Source organism: Burkholderiales bacterium, assembly GCA_013695435.1.
GTDB lineage: Bacteria > Pseudomonadota > Gammaproteobacteria > Burkholderiales > JACMKV01 > JACMKV01.
Window position 1 is genome coordinate 1 of sequence record JACDAM010000057.1, and the last position, 18504, is coordinate 18504.

Annotated in this window: 12 protein-coding genes; 7 read left to right on the forward strand and 5 right to left on the reverse strand. The window is 61.3% G+C overall.

Features of this window, described 5'->3' with window-relative positions; genetic code table 11:
- The 3 genes from H0V78_03345 to uvrA all read right to left on the reverse strand — a co-directional run.
- On the reverse strand, positions 1-997 hold a 997-nt coding region (locus tag H0V78_03345), incomplete at its 3' end, for a catalase (GenBank protein ID MBA2350842.1).
- Between the two features lie 320 nt (positions 998-1317).
- On the reverse strand, positions 1318-2286 hold the full coding sequence (locus tag H0V78_03350) for an NAD(P)/FAD-dependent oxidoreductase (protein MBA2350843.1): 969 nt from the start codon (positions 2284-2286) through the stop codon (positions 1318-1320).
- Between the two features lie 179 nt (positions 2287-2465).
- Complete coding sequence (uvrA, locus tag H0V78_03355; GenBank protein ID MBA2350844.1) at positions 2466-5324, reverse strand: excinuclease ABC subunit UvrA; 2859 nt, start codon at positions 5322-5324, stop codon at positions 2466-2468.
- A 150-nt stretch (positions 5325-5474) separates the two neighbouring features.
- On the opposite strand from uvrA, the gene ssb reads away from it, so the two are divergent.
- The 6 genes from ssb (at position 5475) to H0V78_03385 (ending at position 15740) form a co-directional block, all read left to right on the forward strand.
- Positions 5475-5948 (forward strand): single-stranded DNA-binding protein, encoded by a 474-nt coding sequence (gene ssb, locus H0V78_03360; protein ID MBA2350845.1) that lies wholly within the window; start codon positions 5475-5477, stop codon positions 5946-5948.
- Positions 5949-5957: 9 nt separating this feature from the next.
- Positions 5958-6386, forward strand: coding sequence for a hypothetical protein (locus H0V78_03365; protein MBA2350846.1), 429 nt, complete (start codon positions 5958-5960; stop codon positions 6384-6386).
- Positions 6387-6638: 252 nt separating this feature from the next.
- Positions 6639-12254: a CHAT domain-containing protein gene (locus tag H0V78_03370; GenBank protein ID MBA2350847.1), complete on the forward strand. Its 5616-nt coding sequence runs from the start codon at positions 6639-6641 to the stop codon at positions 12252-12254.
- Between the two features lie 40 nt (positions 12255-12294).
- Positions 12295-12993 (forward strand): hypothetical protein, encoded by a 699-nt coding sequence (locus tag H0V78_03375; protein MBA2350848.1) that lies wholly within the window; start codon positions 12295-12297, stop codon positions 12991-12993.
- 81 nt (positions 12994-13074) lie between these two features.
- Complete coding sequence (locus H0V78_03380; protein MBA2350849.1) at positions 13075-15510, forward strand: hypothetical protein; 2436 nt, start codon at positions 13075-13077, stop codon at positions 15508-15510.
- A gap of 35 nt (positions 15511-15545) precedes the next feature.
- Positions 15546-15740, forward strand: coding sequence for a hypothetical protein (locus H0V78_03385; protein ID MBA2350850.1), 195 nt, complete (start codon positions 15546-15548; stop codon positions 15738-15740).
- Positions 15741-15755: 15 nt separating this feature from the next.
- Here the strand turns inward: H0V78_03385 and H0V78_03390 are convergent, their stop codons facing one another.
- Positions 15756-15944 carry a hypothetical protein gene (locus H0V78_03390; GenBank protein ID MBA2350851.1) on the reverse strand — a complete coding sequence of 63 codons (189 nt, stop codon included), beginning with the start codon at positions 15942-15944 and terminating at the stop codon, positions 15756-15758.
- Positions 15945-16528: 584 nt separating this feature from the next.
- Entirely contained in the window at positions 16529-17176 is a 648-nt protein-coding gene (locus H0V78_03395) for a hypothetical protein (GenBank protein ID MBA2350852.1), read from the reverse strand.
- A 123-nt stretch (positions 17177-17299) separates the two neighbouring features.
- Between H0V78_03395 and H0V78_03400 the strand changes: the two genes are divergently transcribed.
- A partial coding sequence (locus H0V78_03400; GenBank protein ID MBA2350853.1) for an MFS transporter occupies positions 17300-18504 on the forward strand: 1205 nt, incomplete at its 3' end.

Below are 18504 nucleotides of genomic sequence, written 5' to 3' on the forward strand. Positions count from 1 at the left end.
TCATGACCCACATCAGCATGTGCGTGATCTCGGGCATCAGGCCGGCGAAATCCCAGAACGTATCGTGTGCGGAGCCCGCTTGGGGCATGCCGTGGTGCGGCTCCGGCTTGACCGCGTGCACGAGGTCCGGGAATTTCATCGCGTCCTGGATGAAGAAGATCGGGATGTTGTTGCCGACCAGGTCCCAATTGCCTTCGTCGGTGTAGAACTTGACCGCGAAACCGCGTACGTCGCGCGCGAGGTCAGTCGAGCCACGCTCGCCGACCACGGTGGAAAAGCGCACGAACAACGGCGTGCGTTTGCCGGCTTCGGCGAAGGGCGCCGCCATCGTCAGGTCGGAAAGGTCTTCGTAGCTTTCGAAGTAGCCGTGCGCGCCTGAGCCTCGCGCATGCACGACGCGCTCGGGAATGCGCTCGTGATCGAAATGCGTGATCTTGTCGCGCAGAATGAAATCTTCGAGCAAGGTCGGTCCGCGCAGGCCCGCCTTCAGCGAGCTCTGGTTATTCGCGATCTTCACGCCGAGGCTCGTCGTCAGCGCCTGGCCGCCGGAATCGACGCGCACATGGTCGAGCGGCGCGTTGGCCGGATTGATGCCCTGCGGCGGAGTTCCCGCGCCGACTTTGTCCGATGCCGTCGTCTCGCTGACCGTGCTTGCCGACACCGTTGGATCGGATGGCTCGACTGTCGTACCTTCAGGCGGCGCCAGCGCGGCGTCGCGCCCGTGCTCCGCGGCCTTGTTCGCGTTATACGGCATGGCCGCTGACAGCGCCTGAGTCGCCGTCATCTTGTCGGCCAGAATCCTTTCCCGTGCCGCATCGCGCGGCGGCGCGCCCTTCGTTTTCGGTGCGGGTCGAGAGGGCAGTTCGGTGTCGCTACTCACTGCGGAAGGAGTCGATGGACCGGCCATCGTGTTCTTAGCGAAAGCCGAAGCTGTCGCGCTCTGGTCGCCTTTGCTCGGCGAACTGCGTTTACTGCCAGTCGTTTTCTTGATAGCCATGGAAATCCTTTCAGGGGGAGTTTTAAGAGCGAGGCGGAGGAACGCATCGCCGCCGGAATCTATGCGACGACACTCGAAGCAATGAAACTCTAAAGCAAAAAAGCCGCTCGTGGCAGCCTTTTTGGAAATTCTGACCTTATCGATGGCGGAATATACATCGTGACTTCAAAACCGGAAGCGCCGCTTCGACGCGCGCACGAATCACCTCGCCAACCAGGCAGCCGCCAGAATGAATCACAACCGCTGCATCAGTGATCCAGCGCGAGGTTTTTCGTAACGCTGAGACTTCCGCTGATTTATTTGACAGTGCATGGCTCTCGCTACGGCGACGGCAACTTCGGCGCAGTGCCTGATTGGCTGGCTTCGTCTTCACGGAAGTTGCGCGGCAGGCGATTGTGGATCGCGGTCGCCGCGATCGCGGCATGTCCGAGCGCAACGCTGATCTGGTTGAGCCCACTGACGACGTCGCCTATTGCATACAAGCCATCGACGGTGCTCTGCTGCTTGTCGTCGACGATCAGTTCATCGGCATCGTCCACCCGTGCGCTGAGCGCGATGGCGAGCTGCGATTGTGCGTCGCCGCCGAGCACCGGGTACACGGTGCCGAAGTGGTGGCTGTCGCCGTCGTCGAAACCGATCGTACAGCCGCCGTTCTGGTCGTAGTGCAGCATGCGTGAAGCCGGCAGGACCGCCACGTGCGCATCACGCGCAAGCGCCGCGCATTCGCTCGAGGGCTCGCCCGGGTCGGAGCGGACGACCGCGACCCGTCGCGAAAACGTGCGCAGGAACAACGCATGGCCGATCGCCTCGTCGGCCGGGCCGTATACCGCGAGAGCTTCGTCGCTGGCCTCATAGCCATCGCAGACGGCGCACAGGCGTATCGCGCCTGCGGCGATTGCCCGGTCGAGCGCATCCGCGGAGCCGTCGACTGGCGGCATACGGTCGACGATGCCGGTGGCGAGCAGCACATGGCGCGCGCGATAGGGCCGGCTCTGGTCATCGATCGCCACGAAATGGTCGCCGTCGCGTTGCAGCGTGGCGATGCGTCCGGCTGTAATCTGCGCGCCGTAACCTTCGGCTTGCGAGCGTAATTTTTCCAGCAACTCGGCCCCGGCGACGCCGAACGGAAACCCGGGGCAATTATGACTGCTCGGAATCCAGCGCGCGCGGCTGGCGCCGACATCGACCACGGCGATGCAGCGATGAAAGCGTGTGAGATAGGTCGCCGCGACGAGTCCCGCCGGGCCGGCGCCGACTATCAGGGCGTCGAGGATGTCGTCGCTGGCCATGGATCGGTATGATTTCTACGACCGTTGTTCACCGGACTTACGGAGAACGACTGAAGGGTGGTTGATAGTTAAGATCCGCATGCGGTCTCGCTTCATTGTAGAAGTGAAACCCGTGGGTAGGCGCTGGGCTTCCGTGCTCACGTTATCTGCTCCGATCAATGCCTCGTCCACTGTAGCATCTATCCCGCTGTGCGAATTTTGTGGACCGCCTCATTACGCCACCGCCCGCAACGACTCTTCAAATACTGCCCGGTATAGCTTTGCGGCTTCCGGGCGATGTCATCGGGCGATCCTGTCGCGATGATCTGGCCGCCGCCATCGCCGCCTTCCGGCCCCAGATCGATGATCCAGTCGGCAGTCTTGATAACGTCGAGATTGTGTTCGATGACGACGACGGTGTTGCCGTGATCGCGCAACCGGTGCAGCACCTTGAGCAAGAGATCGATGTCCTGAAAATGCAGGCCGGTGGTCGGTTCATCGAGAATATACAGCGTGCGGCCGGTATCGCGTTTCGACAATTCCAGAGATAGTTTTACGCGTTGCGCCTCGCCGCCCGATAACGTTGTCGCCGATTGCCCCAGCGTGATGTAGCCCAGGCCGACGTCGAGCAGGGTTGCGAGCTTGCGCGAAACGACCGGCACTGCGCTGAAAAATTCCGCTGCGTGCTCGACCGTCAGCTGCAGCACTTCGTGGATATTCTTGCCCTTGTACTGAATTTCGAGCGTCTCGCGGTTGTAGCGCTTGCTGTGGCAGACGTCGCACGGCACGTAGATATCCGGCAGGAAGTGCATTTCGACTTTGAGCACGCCGTCGCCCTGGCACGCTTCGCAGCGCCCCCCTTTGACGTTGAACGAAAACCGCCCGGGCCCATAGCCGCGGCTGCGCGATTCGGGAACGCGCGCGTAAAGGTCGCGCACCGGGGTGAACAGACCGGTGTACGTCGCCGGATTCGAGCGTGGGGTTCGACCGATCGGGCTTTGATCGACGCTCACGACCTTGTCGAAGAATTCGAGTCCGGCAATCGATTCGTGCACCGCCGCCTCCGCGGTGCTACCGTACAAATGGCGCGCAATCGCGTTGTACAAGGTGTCGTTGATCAATGTCGATTTGCCGGAGCCCGAAACGCCGGTGACGCAGACAAACAGGCCGACCGGCAATTCGAAATCGACGCTTTTCAGATTGTTGCCCTGCGCGCCCTTGATCCGCAGCAGGCGTTTGCGATCCGGCTTGAGGCGCAATCGCGGCATAGAAATCGTGCGTTTGCCCGACAGGTACTGGCCGGTCAGCGATTCGGGATTGCGGCTGACTTCCTGCGGCGTGCCTTCGGCGACCACGCGGCCGCCGTGTTCGCCGGCGCCCGGCCCCATATCGACGACGTAATCGGCCGCGAGAATTGCGTCGTAATCGTGCTCGACGACGAGCACGCTGTTGCCGATATCGCGCAATCGGCGCAAGGTCGCAAGCAGCCGCTCGTTATCGCGCTGGTGGAGGCCGATCGAGGGCTCGTCGAGCACGTACATGACGCCGGTCAGTCCCGAGCCGATCTGGGAAGCTAAGCGAATCCGCTGTGATTCGCCGCCGGACAGCGTATCGGCGGAACGGTCGAGCGACAGATATTCGAGGCCGACGTTGTTCAGAAATTGCAGCCGGCTGACGATCTCCTTGACGATACGTTCGGCGATCGCGCGCCTGGTGCCGCTCAACTCCATCTGCTCGAAAAATGCCGACGCCTGCTTCAGCGGCAATGCCGACAATTCGTAGATCGTCTTGCCGGCCATGCGCACATGGCGCGCTTCCAGCCGCAGCCGCGTGCCGCCGCATTCCGGACACGGCTGGCTGTTCAGATAGCGCGCCAGCTCCTCGCGCACCGTCATCGAATCGGTTTCGCGATAGCGCCTTTCCAGATTCGGAACGATGCCCTCGAAGGTGTGCGAACGCCGGTGGCTCTTGCCGCGCTCGCCGAAATACAGGAAGTCGATTTTCTCGCGCCCGCTGCCGTGCAGGGCGATGTTCTGAACATTCTCCGGCAGCTTTTCGAACGGCGTATCGAGATCGAAATCGTAGTGGCTGGCCAGGCCCTGCAGCATCTGAAAATAGAAATGGTTGCGCCGATCCCAGCCGCGGATCGCGCCCGACGCCAAGGTCAGATGCGGAAACGCGACGATGCGTTTTGGATCGAAAAACGTGATCGCGCCGAGGCCATCGCAGCGCGGACACGCGCCCATCGGATTGTTGAACGAGAACAGACGCGGCTCGAGTTCCGGCAGCGAATAGCTGCAGATCGGGCAAGCGAATTTGGCCGAAAACAAATGCTCGGCGCCGCTATCCATTTCGACCGCCAGCGCGCGGCCTTCGGAATGGCGCAGCGCGGTCTCGAACGATTCGGCGAGGCGCTGTTTGATTTCTTCGCGCACCTTGATGCGGTCGATGACGACTTCGATCGTATGCTTCCTGGTTTTTTGCAGCTTCGGCACTTCATCAATTTCATGGACCGCGCCGTCGATGCGAACGCGCACGAAACCCTGCGCGCGCAACTCATCGAACAGTTCGACCTGCTCGCCCTTGCGGCCGACGATCAGCGGCGCCAGGATCATCAGCCTGGTATCGGCCGGCAATTGCAAGACGTGATCGACCATTTGCGACACGCTCTGCGCCTGCAAACTCACGCCATGCTCTGGGCAATGCGGCTCGCCGGCGCGCGCAAACAGCAGCCGCAGGTAATCGTGAATTTCGGTCACGGTGCCGACCGTCGAGCGCGGATTATGGCTGGTCGCTTTCTGCTCGATCGAAATCGCCGGGCTCAAGCCCTCGATCGAATCGACATCGGGCTTTTCCATCAATTGCAGAAATTGCCGCGCATAAGCCGACAGCGATTCGACATAGCGGCGCTGGCCTTCGGCATACAGGGTATCGAACGCCAGCGACGATTTGCCCGAGCCCGACAAGCCGGTAATCACAACGAGTTTGTTGCGCGGCAGATCGAGGCTGATGTTCTTCAGATTGTGGGTGCGCGCCCCACGAATGCGGATGCTGTCCATGCCGGGATGTGGTACGGGTAACCCGTCACTATACGAAAGTTTCCGCGGTTTTCCCAACCCTGATTTCCTTTAAACTATGATGGTCGGACGCCGCGAAATGCGGCGAGGCACTTTTGACCAACAACAGCGGATTTGATTGCGGGAGATTTCATGGCATCGGTAAATAAAGTCATTTTGGTCGGCAACCTCGGTCGCGATCCGGAAACGCGCTACACCGCCGACAACGCCGCGATCGCCAATATCAGCGTCGCCACGACCGACACTTGGAAGGACAAAAGCGGTGAAAAGCAGGAGCGCACCGAATGGCATCGCGTCGTGTTTTTCGGCAAGCTCGCCGAAATCGCCGGCGAATACCTGAAGAAAGGCTCGCAGGTTTACGTCGAAGGCTCGCTGCGCACGCGCAAATGGCAAGACAAGGAAGGCCAGGAAAAATACACGACCGAAATTGTCGCCGACCGCATGCAAATGCTCGGCAGCCGCAGTGGCGCGGGCGATCGCAGCTTGGACGGCAATGTTGGCGAACCGACGCGCCCCTCGTCCAACGCCAACGCCGGAGCCAGCAAAGGTAAGCCCGCGACGAAGAGCAGCGGCTTCGACGATCTCGACGACGATATTCCGTTCTGACGATCGACCATGGTCGCAGGCTTGCCGAGACCGCTTGCGGTCAAGGATTACGGCACGCTCAGGGACGAATATCAGCTTTACTGCGACATGTGCGAAACGTGGCCGCCGTTCAAAGGCAACGTCGCTTACTACCTAAAAGAAGCTAAAGCACGGACGGCCGTTTTACGAAGACGTTGCGCGGCAAACCGGCGTTCGGTGGGTTTCGTCGGCGTCATCCACGGCATGGAATGCGGCTTCGATTTCGGCGCGCATTTGCGCAACAGCGATTGGCTCACCGCGCGCACGGTGCAAGTACCAGCCGGCCGTCCGGCATCCGGCTGCGCGCGTCAAACAACCCTCGTTCGAGCCGCACCGCTTGCGCGGCTACGCCCTGGTGACCAGTCCGTGTGTAATCGCGATGCCGCGTCAAGGGATGCTGCACAACTCGCGCTGCGTTAGCCATCAGGTGCATGTACCAACAGGTATAGGATGTTCGAAAGATCCAGAGATCGTTTCGATGATGAACCAACGCTGAAACAATCGGTGCAGACCTGCATTCCGTTTTACAACCACACTCGTTTACTCGGCACTCAACCACGTCTCGCCGGCGAAGTTCGAACGCTTGGCTCAACGATGAGGTTCCAACTAAATCAGGGGAATATCCACGCGCGAAAAGCGGCGCGTCTCGCAAGTTAGGCGATAGGGGATTGCATGGTCAAAAAGCTTCAGATACCAGGCAACGAAGCGGCGGCCTCGACCAGAGCCGTCAAAGCGGCTGAGCTTGGCGAAGTAGAAGATCTGCCGATCGAGTTCGAGGTGCAGAAAGTCGTCGATGTCGCGGACGCGCGCGATGCGGGCGAGCAGGTGCTTGTGCCTTTGGAGCCGTTGCAGCCTGCGGAAGCGCGTGTCGCCGGTCAGATCGCCGAAGTCGAGTTCGATGACGGCATCAAGCTGTGGATGCGCATAGGCTCCCTGTATCGCGATTTTGGCGCGACGCGTGCGCGTGGCGCGACGCCGTCGCCCGAGGATGACGTGTGGGCGATCGCGCGCGATGTCATCAAGCCTGCGAGCACCCGCGCTGGCGCGCGCGATGTCCAGCGTCAGACCGCTATCCGTCGCGTCACGATTTACAAGTGGCAGCGGTCCGAACCCGCATCCCCGCAAGTCGCGCCCGCGCCTCCCGTCAGGCCAGCGAGCCGGGGTCTGGCGAAAGACCTGCTGGAAGGCGCGGTCGAAGAGGGTTTGAGCGGCCTCGCCGCGGGCTTTATCGCCGACCGTATCGCCGACAAGGTTGGTCGCAAGGCGGAAAAATTCCGCCACGGCGCTTATCCGCTGGGGCTTTATAAACTGAATCTCGAAGGTGATCTCGCGCCGGAGCAGGCAAAAGATTTCGGTTCCGGCGATGACGCCGCGCCAATCCTGTTATTCATCCACGGCACCATGTCGAGCTTTCAGGGCAGCTTCGGCAGCCTGTGGCAAACCGCGGCCGGCGCGAGCGCGCGCAAGGATTTCGCGCGCCACTATCGCCACGCCTATGCGCTGCAGCATTACACGCTGACCGAAAGCCCGATCGACAACGCGCTGCAGCTTGCGCGCGCTCTGCCGCAGGGCACGAGGCTGCATCTCGTGACCCATTCGCGTGGCGGCTTGGTCGGCGACCTTTTGTGCCTCGGTCAGCGCGAGCCGTGGACGGCAGCGGGCGCCAGCCTGTTCGCCAGCGATGACAAACGCATAGACGCCGAATACAAGCGGCAGGAAGTGAATCTGCGCGAGCTGTTCGCCCTGCTCGAAGCGAAACAAATCCGCGTCGAGCGCTACGTGCGCGTCGCGTGCCCATCGCGCGGCACCACGCTGGCATCGCGCCGCCTCGATCGCTGGCTGTCGATATTCAAACTGCTCGGCGATGTCGTGCCGGCGGCCGGGCTGCCGCTCAAATTTTTGCTCGCGTTGATCGCCGAGCATGAAGACCCGAGCACGCTGCCAGGTCTCGAAGCGCAAACGCCGGGCTCGCCGCTGATACGCACGCTGAACCTGCCGCAGCTCAAGGTGCGCGCCGACCTGACGGTGATCTCCGGCGACACCGAAAGCAGCGGCTTTCTCGGGCGCATCAAGGAACTCGCGCTCGATCAGTTTTTCGACGATGAGTCCGACATCATCGTCAATACCGGAGCGATGTATGGCGGTTTGGCGCGCGTCGATGGCGGACGCTTCCACCTCGAACGCGGCGCTGCCGTCAATCACTTCGCTTACTTCGACAATGTCGCAAGCGTGCGCAAGCTCGCTGAAGGCCTGCTGCGACTCGACGGTTCGCAAGCCGGATTTCAGCCGATCAGCGAAGCGAAGCAAAAGGAGCCGATCGCGCGCGCGGTTCTGCAGCGCGCGGCACCGGGGCCGCGGCCGGCGGTTTTCATCCTGCCCGGCATCATGGGCAGCCATTTGTCGATCGATGACAAGCGCATATGGCTGGCGATCGGCCAGCTCATGCTGGGCGGCTTGGGCGATCTCGAATTGAATGGCGCCGACGTGAAGGCCGATCCGTATCTCGAAGACTATTACGAGGAGCTCGCCGAATACCTGGCGCAGACTCACGAGGTCGTGCGCTTTCCATACGATTGGCGGCGCTCGGTGATGGAAGCGGGTGAGCGGCTCGCTGCCGCCATCGCCGGCAAGCTCGACCAGCTCGCCAGCGTCGACCAGCCGGTACGCATCGTCGCGCATTCGATGGGCGGCCTGGTCGTGCGCGCGATGATTGCCCGTCATAACGATATCTGGCGGCGAATGATTGCCCATCCGCGCAGCCGCTTCGTCATGCTCGGCACGCCGAACGGCGGCTCGCACGAAATCGTGCGTCTGCTGACCGGGCGCGCGACGACGCTGCACAATCTTGCGCTGCTCGATCTGAGACGCGGCGCCCGCGGTCTGCTCAAAATCATTTCCGGCTTTCCCGGTGTTCTTGAACTGTTGCCGATCGTGAACAACTTCGAGTGCTTCGACCCGCAATTCTGGAAGGACCTCAGACGAAACGACGAGGACCAGCGTTTTTCGTGGCAACCGCCGAAAGATGCCGATCTGCGCCAGGCGCGCAATGCGCGCCAGGAAATGGAAAAGGTTGCGCTCAGTTCGGAACGGACCGTGTATGTTACCGGCGCCGCCGCGGCGACTCCTGTCGGTTATCGCCTGCAAACCGAATTCGACTACGACGGCGTGCGCAGTCATTGGCAAACCCTCGTGTTCGAAGCGAATGGACTCGGCGATGGCCAGGTGCCATGGCAAACCGGCATCCCGGCCGGCATCAAGGCGTGGTATCTCGACGATGTCGTACACGGCGAGTTGCCCGCGCATGCGCCGGCGTTTCCCGCGTACGTCGAACTGCTCGAGACGGGCAACACGAGCCGGCTGTCGATGACGCCGCCGGCAGGCGCGCGCGCGACCGCCGCGAGCCCGGCATTCGATATGCCGCTCGAGCTTCCGCCGAATCTGCCCGATGAGCGCGATCTCGCCGCGAGCGTGGTGGGCGGCAGGCCGCCGCGCAGGGTGAGGGCGCCTTTGCGTTTGCCGAAGGCCAAAGTCTCTATCACGCACGGCGATCTGGTATTCGCGCGCTATCCGGTTGCCGTCGGCCATTATCGCGGCGACACCATCGTCAGCGCCGAAGCCTATCTCGATCGCGCGCTCGATCATCAACTGCGCAATCGCAGCCGGCTCGACCTCTATCCGGGCGCGCTCGGAACTTTTGAGGCGTTTCTGCAAACCGACCGCTATCGAAAACCGGGCGGCGCCATCGTCGTCGGCCTGGGACAGGTCGGTGAGCTCTCGCCGGGCCGCCTCGCCTCGGGGTTTGCCAGTGCGGCCTTGAGCTATGCGCTGCAGGTCAAGGAATGCCCGGACGACCGCTTCGGCGGCGCGGCCGGCGTGCCGCGTCACGCACGCATCACGAGCCTGTTGATCGGCACCGGCGCTGCCGGCATCGCGGTGCGCGATTCGATCGCCTCGATTCTGCGCGGAGTCGCGGCCGCCAACCGACGCCTCGACGAAATCGGCTTGAGCAGCGAGGTCTGGATAGACGAGATCGAATTCATCGAGCTTTATCAGGACATCGCGATCGGCGCCGCGAGCGCGCTCGAAAGCACGCTGCTGGATGGCGAGCTCAGCGGATACTTCATCTGCCCCGAGCGCTGTATCTGCGAGGGACCGGGCGGACGGCGGCGCGCACTGTTCGACAGCTCTCCGGAATGGTGGAGCCGGCTCGAAATCGTATACGACAAAAAGCGCGACGAGCTGCGCTTTATTTCGCTGACCGATCGCGCGCGCGCCGAGGAGACGCTGGTCGCCGGCCAGCGGCTGCTCGCCGATGATTTCATCCGCCGCTCGATCCGCGAAACGCGCTTCGACCGCGACATCTCGCGCACCTTGTTCGAAATGCTGGTTCCCAATCGTCTGAAGGAAACGGCGCCGAATCAGGACAAGCTGGTGCTGATCGTCGATGACGTTTCCGGCAGCTATCCGTGGGAATTGCTCGAAGACCGCTGGAGCTTCGGCGGCAAACCGGTCGCCGTCATGTCGGGGATGCTGCGCCAGCTCAAGACCGCGGTGTTCCGCGAGCGGCCGGCGATGCCGTTCATGAATAACGCTTACGTTGTCGGCAACCCGGTACTGCCCGCGGGGGAGTTGCCCGGCGCGGAAAGGGAAGCCATTGCCGTCGCCGATTTCCTGCACAAGCACGGTTTCGCCGTCACGCGGGAAATCCATAGCGGCGCGGCCGATATTCTGGCCGGCTTGCACGCCGAGGGTTACCGCGTGCTGCATCTGGCGGGCCACGGCGTGCACGAGATCGAGATCGATGAACAGATGCCGGGCCCTTGCGCTTTGTGCGAACAACCGCTGCCGAAAACCGCAAAGAAAATATCGGGCATGGTGATCGGCAAGGGTATTTTCCTGACCCCGGGCGACGTCGAACAGATGCGCTACGTGCCGGAACTCGTTTTCATCAACTGCTGCCATCTGGGCAATCTCGGAAGCGCGGCCGACGCGACTTCGTGGACGCGCTACAGCGCGCTCGCCGCCAATCTCGGCGCACAATTCATACGCATGGGGGTGAAAGCCGTGGTGGCGGCCGGCTGGGCGGTCGACGACAGCGCCGCCGAAACTTTCGCCATTTCACTGTACACGCATCTGTTCGATGCGGATCGTTTCGGCGACGCGGTGCGCGCCGCGCGCGAGGAGACTTTCGACAAGCACGGCGCGACCAACACTTGGGGCGCTTATCAATGTTATGGCGATCCCTCCTACCGACTGCGCTTGCCGCGCGATACCGAAAGCCAGCGCACACCGGGCCCCTACGTTTCGCCCGCGCAGGTCGTGATCGATCTCGACAATCTCACAAGCAGGGCGCGCAGCACGGGCGGCAAGATCAAGGATGCGCAGGCGATCGAGCAGGCAGTGAAAAAACAGCGCAACGATTGGCTCGAGCGCGCCGAGGTCGCGGCGGCGCTTGGTATCGCCTATGGGGAATTGGGGGCGTTCGAAGACGCGATCGCGCATCTCGGCGTCGCGCTTCATGCCGGCAAGGCCGAGATCACCGTGCGCGCGATCGAGCAGCGTGCGAATTTCAAGACTCGCCTGGCAGTCGCGAATGTACGCAAAGCAAAAAACGCAAGCGAGCGCCATGATGCGACACAGCTTATCGACGATGCGATCGCCGACCTCAATCGTCTCAATGAGTGGGACGACTGGGGCACGTCGATCGAGCGCCTGAACCTGCTGGGATCGTCTTACAAGCGCAAGGCGCAAATCGCCGCTGCGAGCGCCGGCTCAGGCGCGCGCTCTCGACGGCAGGCGGCCAATGCGCGCGGGCAAGCGCTCAGGAAGATGGCGGATTATTACCGGAAGTCGCACGAGAAAGTCCAGGAAAAAGACTGCCGCAAATTCGACCCGTACCCGCTCCTGAACTGGCTGACCGCTGAAGTATTGCTGGCGTGGCCCGCTCTGCCGGAGAAAAAGAAAATGAAGGAAATCGAAGGCTGGCTCGAGCAAGTCAAGGCCTACGCCGAAAAGGAAAACGAACCCCGCGATTTCTGGAACAGCATTGTCAGCGCAGACTGTGATCTCTTGCGAGCGCTCGTCGGCCAAACACTGGTTGAGGATAAGGACAACATCATAAAAGCGTTCGTCGGCGCGAGGCGAGGCGGCAGTCCGCGCGAACTCGGTTCCGCGCGCGAGCATCTGGATTTCATCGCTGAAATTCTGGCGAGCGCGGATGACGGGATGAACGAGCAGGCGCTGGCGCTGCGCGAGATCGCGGAGCGCCTGGCGAATCTGCCAAACTGAGTCAGGCGGATCGAAACTGAGGCGGATGGGCATAAGTTCCATGCACGGCCTTCTGATCGCCGATAACAGCGCCGCGCTGGGCTATCTGCGCAGTCCCGGCGGCGCGGTACTGGCGCTCGATCTCACCCACGGCAACGTTCTTTGGAGAACGAAAGCTGCCGCATGGCCATTGCTGGCGTTGCCCGACAAACTCATCGGCGCGCGCAGCCCGGTTCCGCACGCGCTTGCGATCGTTGTGCTGGAAGCATCGAGCGGACGCGAAGTGCGCATCTCGAAACCGCTGTTATTGCCCGAATGGGTGGAAGTGTCGCCGACGAACGAAAGCGTATTCAGCTTGCGCGCATGGGGGGAGGACGACATTGTGGAAGTGCATTGGCACGCGCATGCCCGCTATCGAGGGGGCGCCGCGCCGAACGCGCGCGTGCTCGAAGCCGGTAAGCGCGATGCGCAGGGCGCGTTCCAATTCGACCTCGCTAGCGGCGAAATCGCGGTGATCCCGGCAGCCGCGGGACGAGGCGCGAGACTTGCCGAGGCGCCCGCTGCTTCGCCGGCGGTTGCGGCCGAATCCGATGTGATCGAACAACACGATATCGGAAGCCGGTGCTTCCAGCTTGTCGCGCCAGCCGGCGAAACGAGTGAACTGCTCGTGCGTGCGGTTGATGTGAGGAGCGGACAAACGTTATGGGAGACAGCCGTCGGGGAGGTGTCGTCGCGCCGGCCGCGCCCGCCGCGGCCGTAAAAAAAAGGAGTATGCGAGCGCGTCGCGCGCCTTGAGCGCATATGGTTTGTATCAGCCTGTGTTACGGAAAGGAGATCGATCATGGCATTGTCGGATGAACGATTGGCGAAAGAAAAAAACATCAGCGTCGAGCAAGTTCGGTTGTTGAGACAATCGCGCGGAACGACGAATGAAACGCTGGAACAACTGCCGGAAAATGCGGTAAGACGCGCGGTCCGCCGCTTGAACTATCCCGATCTGCCGCGTGCGCGTCACGCGTTTCGCGTCGCGCAGGCAAAAAGCGAGGACGGCCATGTTCCGCCGAATGCGCTTGGCAAGGCGCTGAAGGAACTGCGCGCCATGCGCGCGAAGGCGACCGGTAAACTGGCCATTGCCGGCGTTCCGACCGAACGCGTCGTCCGACCGCGCGGCCTGATCGCCCGCACCGCCGGCTTGAGCCGAACCGCCTGGCAATGGCTGGGCCCGGGCAATATCGGCGGTCGCACGCGAGGCGTCGTCGTTCATCCCACGGAGCACGACCGCATCTGGGCGGCCAGCGCCGGCGGCGGCATATGGCATACCGCCGATGGCGGCGCGCACTGGGAGCCAGTCGATGACTTGATGGCGAACCTCGCCGTGGCGTGCCTGACTATGGATCCCAAAAATCCCGCCGTCATGTACGCCGGCACCGGCGAAGGCTTTTCTAATGTCGATGCAATCCGCGGCGCGGGCGTATTTCGCACGCTGGACGGCGTCGTCTGGAAGCAGCTTCCCGCAACAGCGACCGCCGATTTCAATGCCGTCAACCGGCTTGCCGTTTCGAAAACCGGCAAAGTCGTGCTGGCCGCGACCAACAATGGACTTTTTCGCAGCAGCGATTCGGCGCGTACTGCCTGGACCAAAGTTCTCGACGCGCCGGTCGCCGATGTCCGGTTTGATCCGAAATCGAGCACGCGCGCGATCGCGGGCGGCCTCGATAATGGCGAGGCCTGGTACAGCAACAACAGCGGACGTAACTGGACGCTGGCCGCGCACACAGGCGCCTGGAAAGGGCGCGTCGAACTTTGCTATGCGGCGAAAAGCTCGAAAATCGTCTATGCCTCGGTGCAGATGGAGCACGGAGAAATCTGGCGCTCGAGCGACGCCGGCCGCACCTATCAGCGGCGCGCGACCCAAACCGCCGATAATCGCGCTGCACTCTACCTCGGCGATCAGGGCTGGTATGACAACGCCATCTGGGCCGGTGATCCGACCGACGAAAACCTCGTCGTCGCGGGCGGCATCAATCTCTGGCGCAGTGACGATGGCGGCGCTACGCTGCGCGAAATCAGCACCTGGTGGGAGAACGGGTCGGCGCACGCCGATCATCACGCCATCGTCTCGCACCCCGCTTATGACGGCGTCAATAATCGCACGGTGTTCTTCGGCAACGACGGCGGCATTTACCAGGCTGGCGATATTCGTGCGGTCGGCTCGGAGGCGCAGCCGCCTTATGTGAATGGATGGACCGAGCTGGTGAACAACTATGGCGTGACGCAGTTCTACGGCGGCGCCGGCAACGCGGCGAGCGGAAAGATTATCGGCGGCGCGCAGGACAACGGCACGATCTGTTTCGATCCGGCGCGGGGAACCGAGCAATGGGCGACGATTTTCGGCGGCGATGGCGGCTGGTGCGCGGCCGACCCGTCGGATCCGAAAGTGTTTTATGGCGAATATGTCTTTCTTAATATCCACCGCAATACCGACGGCGGCACCACCGACGATACGCAAGGCAACCGCTACATCAGCGGGCAATTCTGGAATCCCTCGGCCGGCGATTGGCAATGGAAGCCGGCGCCATTTCGGATAAGCGATGTGATGAACTTCGATGCGCTGTTCATCGCGCCTTTCACGCTCGACCCGAATGAGCCGAAACGCCTGCTTGCGGGCGGACTCTCGCTGTGGCGCACGAACGACGCCAAAGCGCCGAACACGTTCACCAGCGGCCCGCAATGGCGCGCGATCAAACAGAGCGCCGGATCGAACATCAGCGCCATCGCCATCGCGAAAGGCAGTTCCGATGTCGTCTGGGTCGGCCATGAAGACGGCAAGGTGTTCCGGACCCTCGACGGCAGCGCTCTCCAGCCTTCGTGGCAGCGCATGGATAGCGCGGGCGCGAAGCCCCTGCAGGCACAGCGCTTCTGCACCTGTATCACCGTGGATCACGCCAGCAGCAAGGTCGTGTATGTCGCTTTCGGCGGCTATGAGAAAGCGAACATCTGGACGACGCGCGATGGCGGGCTCACGTGGACCAATCTGGGCGCGGCGTTGCCGGCGGCGCCGGCGCGAGCGATCGCCGTGCATCCGCGCCACTCCAATTTCATCTACCTCGGAACCGAGGTCGGCGTCTTCGCGAGCGAGAATAGCGGCGCGAGCTGGTCACCGACCAATGAAGGGCCGACCAATTGTTCGGTCGACGATCTATTCTGGATGGGCGAAACCCTGGTCTGCGCGACGCATGGGCGAGGCATGTTCAGGATCGATCTTTCCGGGGTGTAATCAAGCTGCGCCTGGCGCTACCAAAAGGAGGTGACATGTACACGTTGATTCGCGAAATTCCCCGCATGAGATTGCTGCGGGAACAATTGCCGGCGCTGGCCGGCGCCCTCTTGATTGCCGAAATGTTTTACAAGTTTCACAGCTTCACGCTCGAATGCGTGGCGTTCCTCGCGACCTGGTTTGTGCTCGACTGGTTGGTGAACCGGTGGTTCGAAAGGCCTATTGAATAGAGGGCGAGTTGAATGTCATTTCAACCGTCGTTTGATCTCGTCGTTGATCTCGGTAGACCATGCCCCATCATCGCCTAAATGTCGGTTCATTTCTCCGAGATCATTGGCCAGATGCTTGACTTTGGCGATGACGGCATCTTTCTTGAGGTCATCATCGCTGAGTCCATCCAGCCACCGTTTGAAGTTGTCATTGAGACTATTCAATAGCGGCTTGAATCCGTCATTGATCTCATCTAGCCAGCCGCCACCTCCGCCCAGCTCTCAGCGTACACGGCCTAAATCATTAGAGGTCTGTTTGAGACCCTCAGCCTCTTTTGCGGGAAGTGGGGGGAGTGCTGGCTGACGGCTGGACAAGACAAAGCGTGCTCGGTCGATTCAAGAAGTACACACGCCGTGACGAGTCGATTCCATAAATCTTCGTGCATCTTGCCTGCTAGGCTGGATCAATTCTCCTGCCATGCAGAGGTCGGTAAGAAAGCATTCACGTCTTCCACGTGAGGCCAGTACTTACTTGTAGAGGCAGTTCGTAAGGTGATTTGTGCGTGTAGCAGTTCCGCTGCGACGAGTAGCTTTGCTCGGTCTGCGGCGCGTTGCTCCCGCTTCCTTTCGAGGCAGAGTTCGGTCAACGGCGCCAGGAGCGCGCCGATGACTACCCCTCCCAGAGAGAACAGCCCCGTTGCAACCACTGGTTGAAGCTCTGTCATCATTACAGTTTATTGACAGGGACTCGGATAGTCGATAGTGACGAGTACCTGAAATCGATGGTGCGGCCCTGCGTTATCTGGTGGTCATTCCCGCGCAAGCGGGAATCCAGGGTTCATGCGCGGCAGCAGATTGGTGTCGAGGATGTGAACGTGCCCGGAAACTTTTTTTACCGTTTCGACCATGTGCTGGGCGCCGCCCGCGCCATCGCCGCTCTGGCGGTTCCATAGACAGATAAAGTGGAGCTTGTCGGCTCCGTATTGCAGGGCCGTGGAAAGCATCCACAGATTGTTGCGCTCGAACGGGTTCAGATCGCTTGCCGCCGGCTCGGTTTCGTCTGTCATGACGAGAAGCGAGGCGTGCGCATGCCGACAGACTTTCATGAACCGGTCGCGCCACGATGCGCCCGCGAAGACTACCGATTCTTCAATGAAGCGCGGCACGTCGAATGGCAGGTGCAATTCGAGCCGCAAGCCGCGCTCAAGACAAGCTTCCGCGAACAGCAGATCGCCGCCGCACGCGCCTGAGCATATCGCGAGATCATCGTTGCCAGCATCCAGTTCGTCGAGTTTTTGCGCGATCGCCTGCGCCGCGCCGGATTCCTTGTCGGGAGGAAAGCGCGGCTCGGCACGGTCTGGCGCATCGATCATGTGGCCGCTGAAAAGAAACACCTTGCGCGGCGGGGTCGAATCCTCGAACTCGCGCTTTTGCGCGGACCTCACAGAAGATGGCATATTGGCGGTTCAGAGATAATGGTTGCGGCGGACGAGCAACGATAGTCGCGTCAGTTTCGATTGTCGTTCCTCGTTCGCCCCGGATCAACTCGTGAAACAACTCGCATCGTCCAGAATACCGTCGTGAGAAACGCCGCCCGGCCAAACCAGTTCCACCTGCTGCGCGAACGGCGCTTCGCGCCTTTTTTCTGCACCCAGTTCCTCGGCGCGTTCAACGATAACGTTCACAAGAACGCCGTCGCGATTTTGCTCGCTTTCCACGCCGCGCAGTTGTCGAGCCTCAGTTCCAATACGCTCGTGAACATGAGCGCCGGGCTTTTCATCCTGCCATTTTTTTTGTTTTCGGCAACCGCCGGTCAGCTTGCCGACAAATACGAAAAGTCGCAGCTGATCCGTTACACGGTGATGCTCGAAATCGTCGTCATGACGATCGCCGCGTTTGGATTTTATCTGCAACAGGTATGGCTGCTATTGGTTGCATTGTTTCTCAGCGGAACGCAGTCGGCAATGTTCGGACCGGTCAAGTATGCGATTTTGCCGCAGCACTTGAGGACGGAAGAATTGATCGGCGGCAATGGCCTCGTGGAGATGGCGACTTTCGTCGCGATTCTGCTCGGTACTTTGCTCGGCGGGATTTTGATCGGGATGCAGCCAAACGGCACCACCTGGGTTTCGATCACGACGATCTCGGCCGCATGCCTCGGCTTCATCGTGAGCCGCGGTATTCCGCATTCACCGGCGCCGGCGCCCGCGCTCAGGATCAATTGGAATCCGCTGACCGAGACTATCCGCAACATCAAATTCACCCGAACCAATCGCACTGTTTTTCTGGTCATTCTCGGCAGCTCATGGTTCTGGTTTTATGGCGCCATGTTCGTATCGCAGTTTCCCAATTTGACGAAAGAGGTGATCGGAGGGAACGAACAGGTGGTCACCCTGCTGCTGATGGTGTTTTCGATCGGTATCGGCACCGGATCGCTTTTTTGCGAGCGGTTGTCAGGTCGCAAGGTCGAGATCGGCCTGGTGCCGTTCGGCTCGATCGGCTTGACCTTGTTCGCGATCGATCTTTATTTCGCGACGCGCGGGCTTGCGCCGCAACAGGAGTTGATCGGCGCGGCCGAATTCCTCAGGCAGCCGCAGCACTGGCGCCTGATCGCCGACCTGATGCTGATCGGCACGTTCGGCGGTTTTTATATCGTGCCGTTGTACGCGATGATTCAGATGCGCAGCGATCCCGAGCATCGCTCACGCATCATCGCCGGCAACAATATCCTGAATGCGCTGTTCATGGTGGTCGCGGCATTGCTCGCCATCGGCCTGTTGACGGC

Excerpts from the sequence above, each read along its gene's own strand:
- uvrA (MBA2350844.1), bottom strand. The coding sequence starts at position 5,324 with ATGGACAGCATCCGCATTCGTGGGGCGCGCACCCACAATCTGAAGAAC.
- H0V78_03365 (MBA2350846.1), top strand. The coding sequence starts at position 5,958 with ATGGTCGCAGGCTTGCCGAGACCGCTTGCGGTCAAGGATTACGGCACG.
- ssb (MBA2350845.1), top strand. The coding sequence starts at position 5,475 with ATGGCATCGGTAAATAAAGTCATTTTGGTCGGCAACCTCGGTCGCGAT.
- H0V78_03350 (MBA2350843.1), bottom strand. The coding sequence starts at position 2,286 with ATGGCCAGCGACGACATCCTCGACGCCCTGATAGTCGGCGCCGGCCCG.
- H0V78_03380 (MBA2350849.1), top strand. The coding sequence starts at position 13,075 with ATGGCATTGTCGGATGAACGATTGGCGAAAGAAAAAAACATCAGCGTC.
- H0V78_03375 (MBA2350848.1), top strand. The coding sequence starts at position 12,295 with ATGCACGGCCTTCTGATCGCCGATAACAGCGCCGCGCTGGGCTATCTG.
- H0V78_03395 (MBA2350852.1), bottom strand. The coding sequence starts at position 17,176 with ATGCCATCTTCTGTGAGGTCCGCGCAAAAGCGCGAGTTCGAGGATTCG.
- H0V78_03370 (MBA2350847.1), top strand. The coding sequence starts at position 6,639 with ATGGTCAAAAAGCTTCAGATACCAGGCAACGAAGCGGCGGCCTCGACC.
- H0V78_03385 (MBA2350850.1), top strand. The coding sequence starts at position 15,546 with ATGTACACGTTGATTCGCGAAATTCCCCGCATGAGATTGCTGCGGGAA.